This is a genomic window from Cyclobacteriaceae bacterium (assembly GCA_030584025.1).
Taxonomy (GTDB): Bacteria; Bacteroidota; Bacteroidia; order Cytophagales; family Cyclobacteriaceae; genus UBA2336.
In genome coordinates this window covers 3,895,696-3,917,183 of sequence record CP129487.1, presented here as the reverse complement: position 1 = coordinate 3,917,183, position 21,488 = coordinate 3,895,696, and the positions used below count along the sequence as shown (strand labels likewise).

Annotated in this window: 21 protein-coding genes; 10 read left to right on the top strand and 11 right to left on the bottom strand. The window is 45.1% G+C overall.

Annotated features, from left to right (window positions below; genetic code table 11):
• Positions 1-27 precede the first annotated feature (27 nt).
• From prmA to tpiA, 3 genes are all read right to left on the bottom strand, one after another.
• Positions 28-864 (bottom strand): 50S ribosomal protein L11 methyltransferase, encoded by an 837-nt coding sequence (prmA, locus tag QY309_17770; protein ID WKZ59695.1) that lies wholly within the window; start codon positions 862-864, stop codon positions 28-30.
• 91 nt (positions 865-955) lie between these two features.
• Entirely contained in the window at positions 956-1,540 is a 585-nt protein-coding gene (locus tag QY309_17765) for a nucleotidyl transferase AbiEii/AbiGii toxin family protein (GenBank protein WKZ59694.1), read from the bottom strand.
• A gap of 84 nt (positions 1,541-1,624) precedes the next feature.
• Entirely contained in the window at positions 1,625-2,386 is a 762-nt protein-coding gene (gene tpiA, locus QY309_17760) for a triose-phosphate isomerase (protein WKZ59693.1), read from the bottom strand.
• Between the two features lie 81 nt (positions 2,387-2,467).
• On the opposite strand from tpiA, the gene QY309_17755 reads away from it, so the two are divergent.
• A complete protein-coding gene (locus QY309_17755) occupies positions 2,468-3,184 on the top strand; it encodes a hypothetical protein (protein WKZ59692.1) in 717 nt (238 codons plus the stop codon).
• Between the two features lie 2 nt (positions 3,185-3,186).
• Here the strand turns inward: QY309_17755 and QY309_17750 are convergent, their stop codons facing one another.
• Positions 3,187-4,206, bottom strand: a complete 1,020-nt coding sequence (locus QY309_17750; GenBank protein WKZ59691.1) for a gliding motility lipoprotein GldB — start codon at positions 4,204-4,206, stop codon at positions 3,187-3,189.
• A gap of 15 nt (positions 4,207-4,221) precedes the next feature.
• Complete coding sequence (locus QY309_17745; GenBank protein WKZ59690.1) at positions 4,222-4,713, bottom strand: hypothetical protein; 492 nt, start codon at positions 4,711-4,713, stop codon at positions 4,222-4,224.
• A 107-nt stretch (positions 4,714-4,820) separates the two neighbouring features.
• On the opposite strand from QY309_17745, the gene QY309_17740 reads away from it, so the two are divergent.
• Both QY309_17740 and QY309_17735 read left to right on the top strand, forming a co-directional pair.
• Positions 4,821-5,405, top strand: coding sequence for a HupE/UreJ family protein (locus QY309_17740; GenBank protein ID WKZ59689.1), 585 nt, complete (start codon positions 4,821-4,823; stop codon positions 5,403-5,405).
• A 28-nt stretch (positions 5,406-5,433) separates the two neighbouring features.
• Positions 5,434-7,659, top strand: coding sequence for a M1 family metallopeptidase (locus QY309_17735; protein WKZ59688.1), 2,226 nt, complete (start codon positions 5,434-5,436; stop codon positions 7,657-7,659).
• 63 nt (positions 7,660-7,722) lie between these two features.
• On the opposite strand, the gene QY309_17730 is transcribed toward QY309_17735, so the two are convergent.
• Both QY309_17730 and polA read right to left on the bottom strand, forming a co-directional pair.
• Positions 7,723-8,679 (bottom strand): pyridoxal-phosphate dependent enzyme, encoded by a 957-nt coding sequence (locus tag QY309_17730; GenBank protein ID WKZ59687.1) that lies wholly within the window; start codon positions 8,677-8,679, stop codon positions 7,723-7,725.
• Between the two features lie 71 nt (positions 8,680-8,750).
• The gene (gene polA, locus QY309_17725) at positions 8,751-11,471 is read right to left on the bottom strand and encodes a DNA polymerase I (protein WKZ59686.1); all 2,721 of its coding nucleotides are present in this window, start codon (positions 11,469-11,471) and stop codon (positions 8,751-8,753) included.
• Positions 11,472-11,547: 76 nt separating this feature from the next.
• Here polA and QY309_17720 point away from each other — a divergent pair, with 76 nt between their 5' ends.
• Both QY309_17720 and QY309_17715 read left to right on the top strand, forming a co-directional pair.
• On the top strand, positions 11,548-13,188 hold the full coding sequence (locus QY309_17720) for an AMP-binding protein (protein ID WKZ59685.1): 1,641 nt from the start codon (positions 11,548-11,550) through the stop codon (positions 13,186-13,188).
• 82 nt (positions 13,189-13,270) lie between these two features.
• A complete protein-coding gene (locus QY309_17715; GenBank protein ID WKZ59684.1) occupies positions 13,271-13,696 on the top strand; it encodes a CBS domain-containing protein in 426 nt (141 codons plus the stop codon).
• An 85-nt stretch (positions 13,697-13,781) separates the two neighbouring features.
• On the opposite strand, the gene QY309_17710 is transcribed toward QY309_17715, so the two are convergent.
• The gene (locus QY309_17710; protein ID WKZ59683.1) at positions 13,782-14,624 is read right to left on the bottom strand and encodes a dienelactone hydrolase family protein; all 843 of its coding nucleotides are present in this window, start codon (positions 14,622-14,624) and stop codon (positions 13,782-13,784) included.
• 55 nt (positions 14,625-14,679) lie between these two features.
• Positions 14,680-15,150, bottom strand: a complete 471-nt coding sequence (locus QY309_17705) for a DinB family protein (GenBank protein WKZ59682.1) — start codon at positions 15,148-15,150, stop codon at positions 14,680-14,682.
• A gap of 21 nt (positions 15,151-15,171) precedes the next feature.
• Here QY309_17705 and QY309_17700 point away from each other — a divergent pair, with 21 nt between their 5' ends.
• Positions 15,172-16,830, top strand: coding sequence for an amidase (locus QY309_17700; protein ID WKZ59681.1), 1,659 nt, complete (start codon positions 15,172-15,174; stop codon positions 16,828-16,830).
• Between the two features lie 62 nt (positions 16,831-16,892).
• Positions 16,893-17,168 (top strand): TIGR03643 family protein, encoded by a 276-nt coding sequence (locus QY309_17695; protein ID WKZ59680.1) that lies wholly within the window; start codon positions 16,893-16,895, stop codon positions 17,166-17,168.
• Here the strand turns inward: QY309_17695 and QY309_17690 are convergent.
• Positions 17,163-17,774 carry a 2OG-Fe(II) oxygenase gene (locus QY309_17690; protein ID WKZ59679.1) on the bottom strand — a complete coding sequence of 204 codons (612 nt, stop codon included), beginning with the start codon at positions 17,772-17,774 and terminating at the stop codon, positions 17,163-17,165. The two genes, QY309_17695 and QY309_17690, sit on opposite strands and share 6 nt — an antisense overlap.
• 20 nt (positions 17,775-17,794) lie before the next feature.
• Here QY309_17690 and QY309_17685 point away from each other — a divergent pair, with 20 nt between their 5' ends.
• Positions 17,795-18,310, top strand: a complete 516-nt coding sequence (locus QY309_17685; GenBank protein WKZ59678.1) for an LEA type 2 family protein — start codon at positions 17,795-17,797, stop codon at positions 18,308-18,310.
• 30 nt (positions 18,311-18,340) lie between these two features.
• Positions 18,341-19,081: a HAMP domain-containing sensor histidine kinase gene (locus tag QY309_17680; GenBank protein WKZ59677.1), complete on the top strand. Its 741-nt coding sequence runs from the start codon at positions 18,341-18,343 to the stop codon at positions 19,079-19,081.
• 17 nt (positions 19,082-19,098) lie between these two features.
• Here the strand turns inward: QY309_17680 and QY309_17675 are convergent, their stop codons facing one another.
• Complete coding sequence (locus QY309_17675) at positions 19,099-19,476, bottom strand: response regulator (GenBank protein WKZ59676.1); 378 nt, start codon at positions 19,474-19,476, stop codon at positions 19,099-19,101.
• A 252-nt stretch (positions 19,477-19,728) separates the two neighbouring features.
• Here QY309_17675 and QY309_17670 point away from each other — a divergent pair, with 252 nt between their 5' ends.
• Entirely contained in the window at positions 19,729-21,354 is a 1,626-nt protein-coding gene (locus QY309_17670; GenBank protein WKZ59675.1) for a hypothetical protein, read from the top strand.
• The last annotated feature ends 134 nt before the right edge of the window (positions 21,355-21,488 follow it).

The following is a 21,488-nucleotide window of genomic DNA, read 5'->3' as shown; positions in this document are numbered from 1 at the left end:
ACGTTGTACCCCGGTTTTCTGTACAAATCAAGCGTTGTTCTTTTGGAGCAGCAGACAGGCCCAGTCATCGCGGGTATCCGACAGCACCGGATGCAGGTTATACTGCGAGGCCTTTTCCGTTAAGTCGGCAATGTCCTTCTCATAAAAACCACTTAACAATAACTGACCTCCGGATTTCAGGTGAGCAGCATAGTGGTGCATTTCACTTAGTAAAATATTCTTGTTGATGTTCGCGAGGATGATGTCGAAAGGCTCTGCAAAAGTAAGCTCATCAATTTTGCCCTGACGGATGTGAATATTGGAACACTGGTTGATCGCTGCATTTTCATTTCCGTTCTCCACACTCCAGCTATCAATATCAAAGGCTTCAATTTTTTTTGCTCCACGTTTTGATGCCATGATAGCCAGCACGGCTGTGCCAGTTCCGGCATCCATCACCATTTTATTTTGATGATCCAGTTGAAGTTGTGCCTTCAGCATCAGGTACGTGGTTTGATGATGCCCGGTGCCAAACGACATTTTCGGAGTGATGATGAGTTCAATCGGGTATTTCTTTTCCGGTTGGTGAAATTCAGCGCGAACGATAATGATGTCTTCAACAATTATCGGCTCATAATTTTTCTCCCATTCTTCATTCCAGTTTTTCTTTTCCACCCGATCGATGTAAAAAACTACGGGCGTGTGTGCCGTGTACCGATCTTTGATCTCCTGCAGTTTTTGTTTGTCGTACTGATTCTGCTCGGCAAAAGCTTCAAAACCGGTTTCCGTTTCCATAAACGTATCAAAGCCAACCTCTGCTATTTCGGCCATGAGAATTTCCGCGAAGTCGGAGTTGCAGATTACCTGGAGGCGGGTGTAGTGCATAAATTTAATTTGAAAATGGTTTAATTTGAGAATGAGTCGATTAGACACCTACTTTAATTCTCAATTTTCTGCAATCTCAATAGTCAATTGGCTATAGCAATTTCTTGAGCTTTACTATCAAGGCTTCTAAAAACGAAATATCTCCCTGATCTTTATCACGGTTAGTTTCGCGCTTCTCTTTCAGTAAATCTTCAGCATTAAGTACAGAGATATCAACACCATTGTAGTTAGCTCGCTGCACACGTGCATAGCACTGATTAAAATCAATTTCTTTGAATGCTTTAAGGTTATGCATTAAGTCAATTTGAAATCCGGTTTCCATTAAGTTGAACACCGTGAACCCGCCTACCAACTGCATCGTATTACGCATGATTTGTGCTTCCGCAACGCCACTGTCCAACAACGCTTGACGCAATTTATCCATATTCTCCGGAGTGTTCTCTATCCAAAAATCAATATCATTCGTTGCCCGCACATGCCCATGAAAAGCCATCGCAAATCCACCAATAAGGATAAACCGAACACCATGTTTGTTGAGGTTACCTACCAATAGGGTAACATCATCTTTGCTGGCCATTGTTTTCATTTCGTTAGCTGGATTTGAATTGTATAATGCCCAGGCGAGTTCATTTACCTGAAAAATAACATCCAGTGAATTTGATTTTGCCTGATTCATCACACATGAAGATGAAGTAAAGTTAACGCATTTAAAAGGAAAGCATACATGTTAGAATCTTCAAATTTTCAACTCCATACATTTTCAAATCGACTTAATAATTTCCACAAACTCCCGCGACTTCAACGAAGCGCCTCCAACCAAGCCACCGTCTACATCTGCGCAAGCGAATAACTCTTTTGCATTGGCTGCGTTTACACTTCCTCCATATAAAATAGAAATGGAATCGGCTACGGGCTGACCATACTTACTAGCCAGGTGCTTACGAATAACAGCGTGCATGTCTTGTGCTTGTTGTGCGCTGGCGGTTTTTCCTGTACCAATGGCCCAAACCGGTTCGTAAGCAATGACAATCTTCTTTATCGTTTCTGAATCCAGATGGAACAAGCTTTCTTCTACTTGTTGTTTCACCAGGACTTCATGTTCATTGCGTTCACGCACTTCAAGCGGCTCGCCACAACAATAAATCGGAATAAGGTTATGCTTCAAAGCCACATCAACCTTCTTTGCCAGCAATGCACCCCCTTCACCAAAATATTGCCTGCGCTCGCTGTGGCCCAGTATCACGTATGGAATATGCATGGACGCCAACATGGGTGCAGATACTTCACCGGTGTATGCACCGGCTTCATGCTCACTGCAGTTTTGTGCGCCCACAGCTATTCGGGTTTGCTCGCCAATCAATTTTTTCACCGGCAACAAATACGGGAAGGGTGTACACAACACCACCTTTACATCACCCCGAACTTCATCGGCTACCATGCCCGCGATTTCCGAGGTTAACGTATTCGCTTCTTCCAGCGATTTGTTCATTTTCCAGTTACCGGCTACAATTTTTGCTCTCATTATTAATTAGTTTAAAAACAAAGATAGCACAAAGGTGCAACCTGAACCCCACCACCGGAGTCTTAGGGCAAACATTACGGTGTGAAACTTCAACTCAACGCGAAAAACCTTTTCGCCTTTTTTCTTTTTGCCATGCTGATGGGTGAAGCCCACGAAATTTCTCATTTCATTGTGGGCAAATTCATTTGTGGCTGCTGGCCCGAATACCGCGACTTTAACGCATGGCGATTGTGTAAATCCTGCAGGGAAGCGACCGCTTATTGGTATTGGCCTACTGCTGCCGGACCGATTTTTTCGATGACCCTGGCGTGGATCGGGATGTTTCTGCTGCGAAGTGAAACAACAAAACTGCAATCGTTTGGATTTGTGCTGATATGGGCCAACGTACCCCAGGCCCGCATCATGACGGTGTTTATGGGTGGCGGAGATGAAACCGTTGTGTTCAGAAACATGACCTTGGGCACAGAGGCAGAACCTTACTTTCGTTGGCTGGCGTATGGCGTTGTACTGCTCATGGCGCTGCCGCCTATCATTGCTTCGTTTCGCGCGGTAAAAAATAAACGGGGCTGCCTTTACAACGTAGGCTTTATGATTTTACCGCTGTTGATTATCGGCAGTTACGGATTTGTTTTGCTGAACGGTTTGCTGGAGCGTGGATTTCTCTCGGATGTATGGATTATGGGCACACCCGTATTCATTACGTTACACACAACCGTGGTGCTTACCGTATTGATACTCTTTTTTAGAAAAGAACTGTTCCGGTTTGTAAAAGAAAAAGTAATTCCGTTGCAGCTATAAGCTTACGCTGATTTCCGCTCAGGCTTGTATTTCGATTCCTTAAACAACTTATCGGCATCCAGCATCTGCATCAATTCCGGAAGCGTAGTTTCCGGGTTTGCCTTCATGTAGCTTTTCACAATCTCCCAGCCAACCCACTGCCCGATTCGGCCAGGACACTTCTCCCCTACTTCAATGGTTACCGGGCGTTCGCCCAAAAACTTTTGCTTGGTCATGTGGCTGGTAGCATACAGTACCTGGTCTTCTATAAGCCGATACCAAATCAAATCCTGATTCTTTTCTGCGCCTTTTATTTCTTCAGCGGTGTACCAGATAAAAATACTATCGGGCACGCAGGGTAACATGTGCTTGGCAAAGTAGTACGACTTACCAAACGCTACCATATCAGCGAGGGTAGTTTGGTCTTCCGGATTGCTGTAGTTGAAGCGGTTCATGCCATACAGCAGCATCACCGAAGGCACAATGTTATCTTTGGTGTATTGGCGCAATAAATATTCATACATGTTCGGACGATACTTGGCACCGGGTCCAATGAAATAATCAAGACTTACCACAATAAGCGAATCAGACATGAGCATATCATTATCCAATCCGGTTACCAGCGTAATGATTTTTGGCGGAACAAAATCCGGATAATAGTATTTCAAGTTGCTGAACGCTTCTTCGAACTGTTGCTTTAAATTTTGTTCATCACCAAATACGCGCTTCACATCCGCACGAAGCGTATCCATATAATTGTTGGTGAATCGTTTGTATAAATCCTCCACAAACTCTGCATCACTTGGGTACATGGATCTACGCAGAAAATTATCGCGGATAATCGGGTAGCGGCCGAGGAAGGCAATGACTTCTTCTTTAGTCTCAAGCTGCACTACTGAATCAGAAAGTTGCAGGTAATCAACAGAAACTTTTTCGGTTACCGGAGGAATAAATACACAAGTCTCTTCTTTATCACCTCCGCAACTGCTTAACAGGGCTGCTAATCCAACAACAAAACCCGTAATGTTAAAATATCTTTTCATAAGCTTCTGAATTTATCAGTCAAACGTTAAAGAACCGGCTTCATTGTTCCGCATCAGCCGCATGCTTCTGGTTTTTTCGCGCACGGTTACGTGTACAATATTCGATTGGTCATCGTACGTTTCCAGCAAAACCTGATTTTGAACCGTAATCGATTTCCATTTTTTTACCGGCTGCACCTGAATAAAAAAGACATGCGCATCCCCATCCTGTTCGTGCCCTAGGTATTTCAGGGTTTGTGCTTTCCCATCCAGTTGAATGTTGATTTGTTGAAGCAGATAAGGCTTCACCAGATCATCAAGCCTGGTTTCTGCAGGCAGGTTCAATAATTCCAATTCAGGATCGTTTCGTTGAGTACGTATGGCCAACTCAAGATCATCTGTAAAAATTCGGGTGATGATCTCCAGTTCCTTTTCGCGCTCATCGTATTCAATTTCGGTTACGGAAATATGAATCGGGTGAACCCAAAGGCCAAGCACATATATAAAGGTGTATAACAAACCGCTCATCAGCTGCCAAAAATAACAAAAACCAAACCACCGGGGCTTCCGCTCATCCTCAAGCCGGCAGGATTGTTTCAAAAGAAAATGTATACTTGCAGCGCATTTTTCTGACTATGAGCGAGTTTCAACTGTATTTCGGATTAGGCAAGGATCACATTCTGGATTATGCCAATGGTTACGATCACATTCTTTTCGTGGTAGCCCTATGCGCCATTTATCTGATGCGCGATTGGAAAAAAATTCTGATTCTGGTAACGGCTTTTACCATCGGTCATTCCGTTACGTTGGCATTGGCTACCCTGAAAATAATTGTGGTCAATGCCGAACTGATTGAGTTTCTCATTCCGCTAACGATTTTCATAACCGCAGTATCCAACATCTTCCGCAGAACGGAAGTATCCGATCGTACAACCTATGTCAATTATGGGTTTGCCCTTTTCTTCGGGCTGATTCACGGCATGGGCTTCTCGAATTACCTGCAAGCCATTTTAGGCAAGAACAGCAATATTGTATCCCCGCTTTTTGCCTTTAATGTAGGCCTTGAGGTAGGTCAGATAATTATCGTTTCCATATTTATGGTGGCTAGTTTTATCTTGGTAGATGTCTTTACCATAAACCGAAGAGACTGGAAACTGGTCATATCATCGGCCATTGCCGGAATTGCGTTGATCTTGATGATGGAAAAAAATCCCTGGTAAAAAATTTTACGACTATACTTTAACTACTATGCTGAGACATCTTCTTGTATTTCTGTTTGCTTGCTGTATCCTTACAGCTTGGGCACAGGAGCCTGCCAAATGGCAAGGTAAGTTTGAACAATTAGGCACCACGTTGCCAACGCCTAATGAATACCGTACAGGCTCGGGCGCACCCGGCCCCCGGTATTGGCAACAAAAAGCCGACTACGTGATTAATGTAGAGCTAAATGACGATAATCAATCCATTACCGGATCGGAAACCATCACGTACCACAACAACTCACCTGAAACGTTGCGGTATTTGTGGATGCAGTTGGATCAGAACGTGATTGCGCAGAACAGTTTGAAAAGCCAGACACGAACCAACACCATGCGCGATTCCATTCCCGCCAAATTCGTAGCCGGATCACTTGATCTGTATGACTTTGATGGTGGGTATAAAATCAAATCAGTAAAAGATGCCAGTGGCGCAACCCTGTCGCACACCATTAACCAAACCATGATGCGCGTGGATTTACCGAAAGCACTTGGCCCCGGTCAAACCTATACGTTTTCTGTAGAGTGGTCGTACAACATTGGCGATCGCATGAAAGACGGTGAGCGCAGCGGGCTGGAATATTTTCCGGAAGATGGAAACTACGTGTATACCATTGCGCAATTTTTTCCGCGCATGTGCGTGTTCGATGATGTAAACGGTTGGCAGAACAAGCAGTTCTTAGGTCAGGGTGAATTTGCCTTGCCTTTTGGCGATTACAAGGTTAAGATTACTGTTCCTTCCGATCACATTGTTGCTTCTACCGGAAGTCTGCAAAATGCAAAGGATGTATTGAGCAAAACCGAACTGGATCGCTTCGAGAAAGCCAAAACTTCGTTTGATAAACCCGTGATTATTGTAACGCAAGACGAAGCCACGAAAAAAGAAAAGACAAAAGCGAAGACGAAAAAAACCTGGGAGTTCCATGCCGATAACGTGCGCGACTTTGCCTTTGCTTCTTCACGCAAATTTATCTGGGACGCACAGGCCGTGAAGATCAATGATAAAACGCCATTGGCGATGTCGTTCTATCCGAAAGAGGGCAATCCGCTTTGGGAAAAAGAATCAACATTAGCAGTAAAGAATACGCTCGAAGTTTATTCCCGCATGACCATCGACTATCCTTATCCGGTAGCGATTTCCGTTCATGCGGCTTCCATTGGTATGGAATATCCGATGATCTGCTTCAACTTCGGTCGCCCGAACAAAGATGGTTCATACAGCAACAACACACGCACCCGCATGATCGGTGTGATTGTACACGAAGTGGGACACAACTTCTTCCCCATGATCATCAACAACGATGAACGCCAGTGGACGTGGATGGATGAAGGCATTAACAGCTTTGTGCAATTGGTAACGGAACTGGAACGCTACCCGAACGACAACTGGAACCGCGGTTTGCCCGAAGGATTGGTGGGTTACATGAAAGGTGATCAATCGTACATGCGCCCGCTCATGACCAACTCGGAACAGATCATTCAGTTTGGTGCGGAGCAATATCAAAAAGCAGCTACCGCGTTGTACATCCTGCGTGAAACCGTAATGGGTAAAGATTTATTCGACAAATCCTTTAAAGAATATTCGCAGCGTTGGGCGTTCAAACACCCACAACCGGCTGACTTCTTCCGTACTATGGAAGATGCATCCGCTGTTGACCTGGATTGGTTCTGGAGAGGCTGGTTCTACACCACGGATAATGTTGACCAAACGGTAGACTATGTGAAGTGGTACAAACTGCGCAACGAGCAAACCAAAATTGAAAAGCAGGTTACTGCAAAGAAAGCCGAAGCGGGATCAGGTTCTGGTAAAAAGGAATTCAATGATTTTTCATCCGGCCCCGAACCGATTAGTGTGTTGCCAACCGATGATCGCTTTTATGGCGAGTTCCAGGGCAGAGTTGATGACAAAGCACTCATCGGAAAACTGCAGGATAAAAATATTTACGAGATCAAGCTTTCCAACAAAGGCGGCCTGATGATGCCGGTAATCATTGAGTGGACATTTAAAGACGGCTCAAAAGAAATTGATCGCATTCCGGCTGAGATCTGGCGTAAAAATGAGAGCACCGTTACCAAAGTTTTTGTGAAGGAGAAAGAAGTGGCAAGCGTAGTGCTCGATCCATTGAAAGAAACAACTGATGTAAACACAGCCGACAACGTGTTTCCGAAACGCACTACTGAATCAAAGTTCGATCAGTTTAAGAAGGGAACGAACTAATTTCGAGTTAGAGAAAAGTAGAAACCCCGGCTGAAGAGTCGGGGTTTTTTATTTGTACACGTTCTACTTATACTCGATAAACAAATTGCACGCCCGTTCCAGATCAACATTACCGCCCGATAGAATAATGCCTACATTTTTTCGCGCGAATTTTTTCTTGTCCTTGAACAAGGCTGCCAACGGAACCGCGCAAGAAGGCTCAATAATTATTTTCATGCGTTCCCACACCATGCGCATGGCCGCAATAATTTCATGATCGCTAACGGTTATAATTTCCTTTACATGATCCCGAATGATGGGAAAAGTTTTATCACCTAATGAAGTAAGTAAACCATCTGCTACCGATTTTGCTTGCGAGGGTTCTATCTTTCCACTCTTCAACGAACGATAAGCATCATCCGCGCCTTCGGGCTCACCAGCAATTACCTGAGTACTTGATGAAAAATATTTTGCAGCCAACGCTGTCCCACTCAACAATCCACCACCGCCAACGGGAGCCAGAATCACATCTAGTTTATCGGTATCTTCAAATAATTCTTTAGCTGCCGTTGCCTGGCCGGCCATCACATCATAATTATTGAATGGATGGATTTCTGTTGCGCCCGTTTGGGCAATCACCTCTGCCAAAGTGGTTTCACGCGCAGCGAGTGTGGGCTCACATTCAAAAATCTTTCCTTCAAAGCCTTTTACGCCACGCTTTTTCACTTCGGGTGCAGTGGAAGGCATAACAATGTAAGCCGGAACGCCTAACAGTTTTGCTGCTCGCGCCAGTGCCTGCGCGTGGTTTCCGGAAGAATGCGTGGCCAATCCCTTTTCCAGGTCTGCTTTACTTAACGAAAGTGCGGCATTCATAGCACCACGTGCCTTGAAGGCACCAATCTTCTGAAAGTTCTCACACTTGAAAAAGATTTTACAGCCCGCCTGCTCATTGATACCAGCCGAGCTGATAACCGGTGTGCGGTGGATGTAGGGTTTAATCCGCTCGTGGGCTTGTTCGATTACTTCCTTAGAAATGCTCATAGTCAATCAGGAATTCCTTTCACTGCATATGTAAGTAACAATTTGTTATTAACAAACTGTTATTACCCTGTTTAATGCGCCTCCAGCCAGTTTTTACCCACGCCCACCTCTACTTCCATCGGCACTTCCAGGCGAACTGCACTTTTCATGAGTCGGGTAACCTGTTCTTTCAGCACGTCCACTTCATCTTTATGCACATCAAACACCAATTCATCGTGTACCTGCATGATCATGCGCGATTTCAGGTTTTCCTTTTCCATCCAACGGTGAATGTTCACCATAGCAATCTTAATAATATCTGCTGCACTTCCCTGAATGGGTGCGTTAATGGCATTTCGCTCGGCAAAACCACGCGTGGTGATGTTGCGCGAATTAATGTCGCGCAAATACCTGCGCCTGCCGAGAATGGTTTCTACATATTCTTTCTCGCGTGCATCCAGTATGGAATTGTCCATGTACCGTTTAATGGCCGGAAACTCTTCAAAATACGCGTTGATAATTTCGGCTGCTTCTGAACGAGAGATGTTCAGGTTTTGCGATAATCCAAAAGCGGTGCTGCCATACAAAATTCCAAAGTTCACTTCTTTGGCTTTGCGCCTCATGTCTGGCGTAACCTGTTCCACGGGAACCTTGAAAACCTTGGCGGCTGTGGTGGTGTGAATGTCGCGTTTGTTCTTAAACGCTTCAATCATAATTTCATCTTTCGCAAACGATGCGGCTATGCGCAATTCAATCTGCGAGTAATCAGCCGACATGAACACAAAGTTTTTGTCGCGGGGAATAAACGCTTTTCGGATTTGTCTTCCCTTCTCCGTACGGATCGGAATATTCTGAAGATTGGGATTGTTTGAACTTAACCTGCCGGTTGCCGCTACTGCTTGTCGGTAGTCGGTGTGAATTCTTCCATCGCGCTTGTCGATCAACCTGGGTAAAGCATCAACGTATGTAGAGCGAAGCTTTTCATATTCGCGATAGTCGAGAATTTTTCGCGCGATTTCGCTTTCGTTAGCCAGCTTCAACAACACATCTTCACCAGTTGCATACTGCCCGGTTTTAGTTTTCTTGGGTTTATCGCCCAACTTCATTTTTTCAAATAAAATTTCTCCAAGCTGCTTCGGTGAATTGATGTTGAATTCCTGCCCGGCCAGTTTGAAAATTTCCGCTTGCACATGCTCGCTGTCTTTCTTCAAATCATCCGACATCTTACTCAGTACATCTTCATCCAGCGTGACGCCTTCATATTCCATGCTGGCAAGCACCTGCACCAGCGGCATTTCTACATCGCGCATCAGACTGGAATGCCCGCGCTTTTCCAATTCAGGTTGAAGCTTCTGTTTCAGCTGAAGGGCATAGTCGGCATGCTCACACAACCGATCAGCCAGATCGCCTTCACTATCTTTCATTACAAGATACCCGAAATACAATTCGGTAAGCGTTTGCATATCATGCGCTGATTCCGGTTCCACCAGGTAGTGCGCAATCATCGTATCGAATAAAGGGCCGCTTACGGAAATTCTGTGTTCGCGGAATGCAAGCAAAGCAGATTTAATGTTATGACCGATTTTCAGTTTAGAAGAATCGGCAAACACACCCGCAAATTCCTGCAACTGCTTTTCACTTTCGATCGGTATATAAAAAGCTTCACCTGGCTTTATCGAAAATCCCAAACCGATTACCGTCTTGTCATCCGATGTTTGTATCGTCCAGGCAAAGGCTGTACTATTCTTTAGGTCGTGGATCAGATTCTTCTGTTCTTTTACAGTAAGGGAATGATACTGCACGGCCTCTTTTGAAAACGTACGATTCTCTCCGGTTACCGGAGTTGCTTTTTCTTCCGCCACCTCCTCTGCTGCTGCGTTTCCAAACATGGAAAGCTGTGATGCCTTGGGTGCAACGGGTGCTGCGACTGCCGCATCGCCAAAGACGCGGTTCATAATGGTTTTGAACTCCAACTCCTGGAAGATAGGCTTCAGCGCAGACTCATCCGGACCATTGTACTCCAATTCTTTCTCATCAAATTTTACCGGAACATCGGTAATAATGGTGGCGAGCTTTTTTGATAGCAATGCCTGCTCGCCATATTGTTCCACCAATTCTTTCTGCTTACCTTTTAATTCTGATACGTGCTCAATGATGCCTTCAATGTTCTTGTACTTCTTCAATAGCGTTGCTGCTGTCTTGGGACCAAAACCCGGTATTCCCGGAATGTTATCGGAGGCATCGCCTTGCAGGCCCAACATTTCAATCACCTGACTTACATCTTCAATATCCCATCGGGCACACACTTCCTGTGGGCCCATCACATCAACTGCATTGCCCATGTAAGCAGGTTTGTACAACTTTATGTTATCAGTTACCAATTGCCCAAAATCTTTGTCGGGTGTCATCATGTACACCTCAAAACCTTTTTTCTCCGCCTGCTGGGCCAACGTACCGATAATGTCATCGGCTTCATAGCCATCCATTTCGAGTACGGGAATATTAAATGCCTTTAAGATTTCTTTCACCTTGGGAACGCCATAACGGATATCTTCCGGAGTTTCCTGTCGGGTGGCCTTGTACTCCTCAAAAATTTCATCGCGAAACGTTGGCGCTGATGTATCAAAGGCCACACCGATGTGCGTAGGCTTTTGCTTTTGTAGTACTTCCAGCAAGGTGTTGGTAAAACCAAACGGAACCGAGGTATTATGACCCTTGGAATTAATTCGGGGTGTTTTGGTAAACGCAAAATGTGCGCGGTAAATCAGCGCGTAGGCATCCAGTAAAAAGAGTTTTTTTGAAGCAGTGCTCATACGGGCGAAGGTAGAAAAGAAGACCTTTTATTTTAACTGTTTTCTGAGTAAATAGTCATGCCTAACGCCAAACATTATGAGCTCATCTCCATTAAACCAATTTCTAAAGTGGGAGAAAGAAATCCCGCAACAATTGTTTCTTCGCCAGCCGTTTAACGGCCAATGGAAAACCTGGACGTACCAACAAGCCGGGGATGAGATCAGGCGAATCGCCAACGGCATTCAATCACTGGGCCTCCCGCAAGGGAGCAAAGTGGCCTTGCTTTCAAAAAACTGTGCACACTGGATTATGGCCGACCTGGCGATTATGATGGCGGGTCATGTTTCGGTTCCGCTCTATGCCACCATTACCGCTTCAACCATTCATCAAATTCTGGAACACAGTGAATCCAAACTGATCATAATCGGAAAACTTGATGATTATAGTCCACAGCGACAAGGCATACCCGCAAACGTAGTGAAGCTTGGCATTACTGCTTATGGCGTTGATGAAGATCATAGCTGGGAACAATGGGCAAAACAATTCGAGCCATTGAAAGATACATACACCTGGAAGCCCGAGGATTTGCTTACACTGGTTTACACATCAGGCACTACCGGAAAATCAAAGGGCGTTATGCATAATGTTTATGCGTTTGATAGTGTTGTGACAGCGGGTATCCGCGAACTTGAAATACAAAATCATCCCACGCTGTTTTCATACCTGCCGCTTAGCCACATTGCCGAACGAATGGGCATTGAAATGATGGGTATTTACCAGGGCGGTAACTTTTCGTTTCCGGAAACGCTCGAATCCTTTCCAAAAAATTTAGCGGACACACAGCCTACACACTTCTTTGCTGTTCCACGTATTTGGGCCAAGTTTCAGGAAAAAATTCTGGAGAAGCTGCCACAAAAGAAACTTGATACGTTGTTATCCATACCGTTGATCAGCACCTTAATAAAAAACAAAATCAAAAAAGGATTGGGCTTAACACGGGCTAAACAAATCTTTAGTGGAGCTGCTCCAATTTCCGTAGAACTTTTAAAATGGTATGAAAAACTAGGCGTGCGTGTTTTGCAAGCATACGGCATGACGGAAGATTGTATTTATTCCCACTACAATCGGAATAATGATAATCGACTAGGAACAGTTGGGAAACCCTTGAAAGGCGCGCAAGTAAAAATTGCTGATAACGGAGAGATTCGGATTAAATGCCCCGGACTTACCTTGGGTTATTATAAAGAGCCAGAGATGACCAAAGAACTCTTCGATGAAGAAGGATATTTAAAAACCGGTGACCAGGGACAAATTTCCAGCGATGGATTTTTAACCATTACCGGCCGGGTGAAAGATTTATTCAAAACCGACAAGGGAAAATACATTGCACCTGCCCCGATTGAAATGCGCATTTTATCCAACGCGGATTTGGATCAGGTTTGTGTGGTGGGCATGGGTGTGCCACAACCGATGGCTTTGGTGGTGCTTTCCGCTAATGGAAAAACAAAAACCAAGGAACAACTGATTCACAGTCTGAGTGCAACACTGGAAGAAATAAACCCAGCATTGGAAAGTCATGAGCATGTTGAAAAAATGGTGGTGATGAAACACGACTGGTCGGTAGAGAATAATCTACTCACACCTACTTTAAAAGTAAAACGCAACGAGGTGGAGAAAATACACCTACCGCATTATCCGAAATGGTATAATACTGAAGGAAGAGTAGTTTGGGAGTGATGAAGATCACGTCTCTCGCCTGACCTTCGTCAGCCGCAATCTCCTGTAACGAGCGTACTTTGAAATACTAAATCAAAGTACCATGAAAAAGCGCGAACCCGTGAGCAGCATCATGACCAAGCATGTAGTGGCTGTTCAACTTGACGATACCTTAATCAGTGCTAATAACCTGATCCGCAAGCATCACATCCGGCACCTGCCCGTTGTGCATGGTGATCAGCTCGTTGGTATGCTTAGTAAAACCGATTTGAACCGGTTAACCTTTAGCGGATTGTTTGCCGGAGAAGGCGATGCCGATGAAGCCGTGTTTGACATGCTCAACATCAGCCAGGTGATGTCGCACAAACCGCGTGCGGTGAAAGAGAGCGACACCATTAAACACGTTGCAGAGATTTTATCTACTGAAGAATTTCATGCGCTGCCTGTAGTGGCCGATGATGATGAAAGTAAACTGGTGGGCATCGTAACCACAACGGATGTAATTAAATACATGCTCGATAGTTATTGACTGAGTTAACAATTGGCAATTAGCGGTTGACATAATGTCTACCGGTCTATTGCCAATTGTCAACTGTTAATTGTCAATTGATATTCTATTTCAATCTCGCCCTAAAGAATTCTACCGTGTGCTTATTGGCATCAGCCGTGAATTCCTTGTTGTGTTTTGGATTGCTCGGGTTGGCAAAGGCGTGATCCGCATCATACGACTTAACGGTTAAGTTCTTTCCGGCCGCTTTCATGTTTATTTCGAACTTATCCATAACGGCTTTATTGATCCATTGATCCTGTGTCGGCCAGATGTTCAGCACATCACAATTCAATGTCTTCAATCGATCCACATTCTCTTCCGGCATACCGTAATACATCACACACGCAGCGGCTTGTTTGCCGACCGTCAGCGCAGCTTGAATCGACTGGCCACCGCCAAAGCACCAGCCCACGGTTCCGATCTTTGCATTCTTTCCGGCATAACTCAAGGCGCCCTGAACAATGGCGTTACCGCGATCTTGCTTAAAGCCACCCATCAGCTGACCGGCTTCTTCACGTTTATCGGTTACTTTTCCATCATACATATCTAACGCCAGCACGTTTACGTTGCCCAAGGCATTGTACAAATTTTCTGCTTCGCGCTTGATGTGGTCGTTTAAGCCCCACCATTCCTGGAACACAAAAATCCAGTTGTTGCTTTTGCTTTTCGCCTGAAGAAAATACGCGTTTGCTTCTTTTCCATCGGGTGTTTTGAATGTAATCATTTTTCCAACCGCACTCTGGTGCGTGTACGGAAGCGGATCAGCATGTGCCATATTGAAATCTTTATTGGAGGCCAGCAAGGCAAATTTTTCAGTTGCAGGTGTGTGACAAACGGTTATACCATCCTGTGCACGAGCAGCCAACACAACAAACATCGTTAGAATAAGTAGTTGAATCTTTTTCATCTGTTTAATCTGGTTAGTGACACATAAAACCCGAAAACATTTCGAATTGTTTAGCTCAATTTTTCAATTGACCGGTCATTACCCGATCGTACGTAATAAAATCGGTGTTAACCGGTTCGTAGCCACGCTCGCGCATCAGCAGCGCCACTTGTCCGCGATGATATGTAGCGTGATTTACTGTATGGATCATGATGTGCTCGATATTATTTTCAAACGAATGCCCCACATAATTGTGGTAACGGAGTTGCCGGTTAAAATTGTCATGGTCTTCAATGAATTGCAACCACCGCGAAGAGCCTTCTTCGCTGAGTTGTTGTAACCGTTCAAGCGAATATTTTTTCCACAGCTCCACATCCGGTGCCGGCAGGCCAAGTATGCGGTGAAGCCACAACAATTGGGCGGCCATAACATGGCTCATCAGCGTCAGAATTTTATCGTCTGTCACCTTCTGTTGCGCCAAGGCACCCAATACCCTTGAATTTGCCCACGCATTATATTGGTAGAGTTTTAAGAAATATTCCTTCATATCTTGGAGAAAAAATTACGTATGAACCGGAGTTCAATTTACAGGCTTTTCACCACAGTTGCATTCACTTTTTTAACAATGGTTGTTTGTGCGCAAACACAACACCCAACACAGGAAATAGAGCCCTTTTATGATTTGAATTTTACAACAGCTGAGCGCGACTCCTTGTTGCAAGGCCTTCGCGACTATCAGCGCTCCATTGAAGCCATACATCGCTATCAACTGGAAAACAGTGTGCCCATGTCGTTGTGGTTTGATCCTGTGCCCACGGGATTCAAAAAAGAGACCATTCAAAAACCAATTGATTGGGGATTGCCGAAAGAAGTAAAGGTTCCTGAAAACCTGGAAGAACTGGCGTTCTATCCGGTTCATAAACTTGCTGTGTTGTTGAAGAGTAAGAAGATTACCTCCACACAGTTGACTAAAATTTATCTTAATCGCTTAAAGAAATTCAGTGACACCTTGCAATGCACGGTTTTATTACTGGAAGAACGCGCACTGGCGCAAGCCCGCAAAGCAGATGAAGAAATCGCTAAAGGCAAGTACCGCGGACCGCTGCATGGCATTCCGTATGGTGTAAAAGATTTACTGGCTGTAGAAGGAACAAAAACAACCTGGGGTGCAGAGCCCTATGTGGATCAGGAAATAAAAACCACCGCTACGATTGTTAAAAAATTAGATGAAGCCGGTGCTGTGCTCGTGGCAAAATTCACACTCGGTGCATTGGCTATGGGCGACATCTGGTTTGGTGGCGTAACCAAAAATCCGTGGAACTTAAAGCAAGGTTCAAGCGGATCATCAGCTGGCAGTGCATCGGCAACTGTGGCAGGCTTGGTGGCCTTTTCAATTGGAACAGAAACGTTGGGTTCGATCGTTTCGCCTTCTACACGCTGCGGTGCCAGTGGCTTACGCCCAACATTCGGTACGGTAAGCCGGCATGGTGCTATGACGTTGAGTTGGAGTATGGATAAGATCGGCCCGATTTGCCGGTCGGCATTCGATGCCGCGCTTGTTTATGAGGTGATTCGTGGTGCAGATGAACTGGATAAAAGTACACGATCCGCTGTGTTTAACTATGCTGCAAAAACTGATCTGAAGAAATTAAAAGTTGGTTATGTAAAATCTTTGTTCGATGCCACTTATCCGAATAAAGAAAACGATCAGAACGTTTTGGAGGTAATCAAATCACTAGGCGTTGAGTTGGTTGAAGTGGAGTTGCCTTCCTCCATTCCGGTTGGTGCCGTGCGCCTCATGCTCACTGCTGAAGCGGCCGCTGCGTTCGATGAACTTACCCGCTCGAACAAAGACAGCTTGCTCTCCAATCAACTTCGTTGGGCCTGGCCGAATACGTTTCGTACCGCACGCTTCATTCCGGCAGTGGAGTACATCAATGCATCACGCATGCGGCAGCAACTCATCGAAGAATACCACCAGGTCACAAAAGATTTTGATGTGATCATCAGTCCGAGTTTTGGTGGCACACAATTATTAACCACCAACTTAACCGGGCATCCGTGTGTGGTGGTGCCAAATGGGTTTAACAATTCAGGCTCACCCACCAGCATTTCGTTTTTAGGAAAACTGTATGGTGAGGCTGCTCCGTTGTTGTTGGCGCGAGCCTACCAGGAAGCGACTGAGTGGGAAGATAAACAGCCGCCATTGTTTCAGGTGAAGAAATAATTGGTTTAATAACTTCTAATTGTCCGTTATAACCATTGAAGCAGTTTAACTGTTTCAATACTATGCTTCAGCAAGAAGACATCGACCGAATTATTGAAATGGCCTGGGAAGATCGCACTCCCTTTGAGGCCATTGCACATCAGTTTGGATTGTCGGAACAGGATGTGATTGAGCTGATGCGCAAAAATTTAAAACCAACCAGTTGGAAACTGTGGCGCAAGCGCGTGCAGGGAAGAAAAACAAAACATATCGCAAAGCGGGATGAAACCATAACGCGCTTTAAGAGTTCCCGGCAACGTTCCATTTCGTCCAACAAAATCAGCAAGCGAAACTCATAAGTGCTTAAGTGCCGCAAGCCGGTCCAACATCCAACCGGTAATGCTCAGCCGTTCGCGCGTGGCCGGCAACACTTCGTGTTCAATAATATCCGATCGAAAGCAAACCAGGCGCCCGGCTTCGGGTAATACATCCAGGGTTTTATCCAACAGGTACATCCGCAAGGCTCCGCCCTCGGCTTCCTTCCAATCGGGGTTGAGGTAACAGATGACTGACAGCCTGCGGTGGTCATCGTATTTAAACTGATCGAGGTGGCGTTTATAAAATGTACCCGGAGGATACTTGGTAAAATGTGCTTCGTAATCTTTTAAGCTTAAATAAAGCGACTGGTTTAAAAAGGCAATCAGCTCATCCAGTCGGGTGAGGTAAACTTTTACCGGCTGAGGTGCCGTTTCCCGATCAAGCCAATTAATATAATCACCACGAACGCCCTCCTGAACCTGAAGCGACTGACTATTTCCAATACCGGCCCGCTTCATATTGGCCGTATCGCGTAATTCTTCCAGGTCCAGAATAGCGCCAACCTCCTGTTGGCTTAAAAATTGATCAATCACGGCATACCCGTGCTCGGCCAGCCCATCGGCAATGGCCTCAAAGTGCGGATTCATGTAACAAAGTTAGAAAGAGAATGTCTATACTTACGATGATGGTTAGTAATAAGAAGTTTCGTCCTTCCGGAATCTCAGGCCAGTGGGTACGGGGTGCAGGTTACGGGTTTGTGTTATTGGTGTTGTTGGCTTTGGCTTCCTGCAAGCCGAAGGAAGATGTCCAGCTTCGGCAGATCCGCGACATCATTGTTGATGCCACTTCCGATCCGATGCTGCGGGCGAATGCCATTCTTTTTAACCCGAACAACCTTCGCATGACCGTGAAAAAAATCGACATGGAGGTTTTTGTTGATGGAAAGAAGGCTGCGATCATCGATCAGCAAATGAAAATAAAAGTGCCGGCCAATGCCGAGTTTACCGTTCCACTTGAGGTAAAGCTGAACATGAAAGAAATTGGTTTACTCGATGCAGTTTTTGCGGTAATCGGTGGTAAACGTATGCAGATTCATTATAAGGGCTCCATCCGGCTTCAATACAAAGGCATTCCCATTAACGTTCCGGTCAATTATAAAGAGGAAGTCCGCATTCGCCTCTGACATTTATCGGGGAAGTTTTTAACTTACCACATGGCTTCTACGCCCCATGATACCGAAGAATTGCTTCGACAGATTGAAGCGCTACAAGAGGAAAAGCGCCAGTTGGTCAGCATTGTATCGCATGATATCAAGTCGCCTTTAAACCGGTTGTATGCCCTCGTGCAATTGATGCAACTGGTAGGCGACAACCTGACGCAGGAACAAAAGGACTACCTTGAAAAAATGCACATCGTGGTGGCCGATGGATTGGACATGATCCGCAACCTGGTGGATTACCGCAACATTGAAAACAACCGGATTGAATTGTTCCCGGAAGACCTGAACATGCAAAGCATCATTCAGCAGGCGGTGAAAAATTTTTCAGGCATAGCCAGCAAAAAAGGAATTACGCTTCTGGTGGACTGTGAAAACATTAAACTGCATACGGATCGACAGTGTTTGCAACGGACCGTAGATACCATTCTCTCAAACGCGTTAAAGTTTTCATTTGAAGGAAAGAAAATCTGGATCAAGGCCAACCAATCCAAACCCGGTACAGCTACGATTACCATCCGTGATGAAGCGCTTGGTTTTAAGTCGGAGGAGTTACCACATTTGTTTGAGAAATTCAGAAAATTCAGCGCACGACCAACTGGTGGCGAAAGCTCTACCGGTCTCGGCTTGTTCATTGCCAGAAGCATGGCAAAAAAAATTGGCGGAAGTATTTCGTGTGTGAATGAAGAAGGTATAGGAGCGACTTTTATTATTGAAGTACCAACATCCGTTGCCTGAGGCACCCGAAGGCAACATCAATTAAACAAATAGTAGTCGTCTTCTTTACCCTCGAGAATGGCTTTGAGGGATTCGATTACAGTATCGTCTTTGATCACATAATCGCGAACACCTTTTTTAATGAAGCTGAGCACGAGGTTGCCATCATCAATGGCGCTCATCATAATCATGTGTTGTTCTTCTTTTAGCTTATCCTTGATCTCATCAAAGAATTCAATTCCGCTTTTTCCGGGAAGTTTGTAATCAACGATAAATCCATCCGGCATGGGGCCACCATTCAAGGCCTTCAGGCACGCTTCTGCAGAGCTAAAACTTGTAACGGTATACGCAGGACTTAATGCGCGCTTGATGAACTCCGCATAAATATCATCATCTTCAATGAGGTGAATGGTCATGGGTGCAGGCAAATAAGTCTCGCAATATATAATAAAGAAATCATTTTGAGGCACGCAAAACCTGCTGAAAATGCAGCCCTGAAATAGAAAATCTGGTTTGAATTCTACCCTTTCCCGCTTACCTTAAGAAAAAATAAATCCCCAATGAAATCCCACGCTTTTCTGCCACTGCTCCTGCTGGTCTGCATGTTTTGCACCACTGATTCTACAACGAAATCCGGAGTAAAATTTTCCATTTCTTTTACACAGGAAATGAGTGACCAGGCTCAGGACGGACGTTTGTTGCTCATGCTTTCCAACAACGATAAAAGTGAGCCGCGTTTTCAAATTGTGGATGGGCCTTCAACCCAACTCGTGTTTGGTGTTGATGTAGAAGGCATGAAACCCGGTGACGAAATTATCGTAGATGAAACCGCCTTCGGTTACCCGATAAAGTCGATCGCAAATATTCCATCTGGTGAATACTTCGTTCAGGCACTCATCAATCGCTATGAAACGTTCACGTTAAAAACAGGTCACACGGTAAAGCTTCCACCCGATCAGGGTGAAGGCCAACAATGGAATAGCAAACCCGGAAATTTTTACAGCAAGCCTGTCAAGGTCGCTGTTGATCCAACAAAGAAAGAGACCATCAAGGTTGTAATGGATCAGAAAATTCCACCGGTTACCGAACCAAAAGACACGAAGTATATCCGTCACATAAAAATTCAGAGTGAAAAACTGACGGAGTTCTGGGGCAGACCGATGTATCTGGGTGCACATGTGCTGGTGCCGGAAGGTTTTGATGAGCATCCGGAAGCGCGTTACCCGCTTATGATTTTTCACGGGCACTTCCCTGACGATTTTGGTGGCTTTAGCGAAACACCACCCGATCCGGATATGGATACCACGGATTATGCCGGGCGGTTCGGGATTTATGGATACAATAAAATTCAGGCGCAGGAAGCGTACAACTTTTACAAGCAATGGATCAGCAAAGATTTTCCACGCTTTCTCATCATCGAAATTCAACACCCCACTCCGTATTACGATGATTCCTATGCTGTAAACTCGGCCAGCATGGGTCCGTATGGTGATGCCATCATGCATGAGCTTGTTCCTGAAATTGAAAAACAATTCCGTGGTATTGGCGAAGGTTGGGCGCGCTTTACGTATGGCGGCTCAACCGGTGGATGGGAAGCACTCGCGGTGCAAATGTTTTATCCCGATGATTTCAACGGATGCTTTGCTGCTTGTCCCGACCCGATTGATTTCAGAGCGTATTGTGCTGTTGACATTTACAACGACAAGAATGCGTACTACTACGAAAGTGATTTCAAGAAAACCGAACGGCCGGGTTATCGGAATTACTTAGGACAACTTACCGCAACACTGCGCGAGATGAATTATCGTGAACTGGCCCTTGGTACAAAAGGACGATCGGGCCAGCAGTGGGATATTTGGGAGGCGGTATACTCACCACAAGGTGAAGACGGATACCCGAAACGGTTGTGGGATAAAGTTACCGGTGAGATTGATCCCACCGTTGCTGCCTACTGGAAAGAAAATTATGACCTGCGTTATATTCTTGAACGCGATTGGGCCACACTTGGTCCGAAGCTGGAAGGCAAGATTCACATTTACTGCGGGGATATGGATAATTACTACCTGAACAATGCTGTGTATTTGATGGAGGAGTTCTTGAAGAAAACTCAAAATCCGTTTTACGGAGGTGAAGTTGATTATGGTGATCGTGCCGAACATTGCTGGAATGGCGATCACGAAAACCCGAATTACATTTCGCGGTTGCGCTACAACACCATGTATTTGCCTAAAATCTTAAAGCGCATAGAAAAAAGTGCTCCGAAAGGTGCGGATTTGAAGAGTTGGCGGTATTAAATGTGCAGTAAATGCTCTTTTGAACCACATAGACACATAGGGCACATAGGTTTTCTAAAAATTTTTATGTGGTCTATGTTCCTATGTGGTTATAAAATTTGGAAGCGCATATCCACTCTTCATAAATAAAAAAA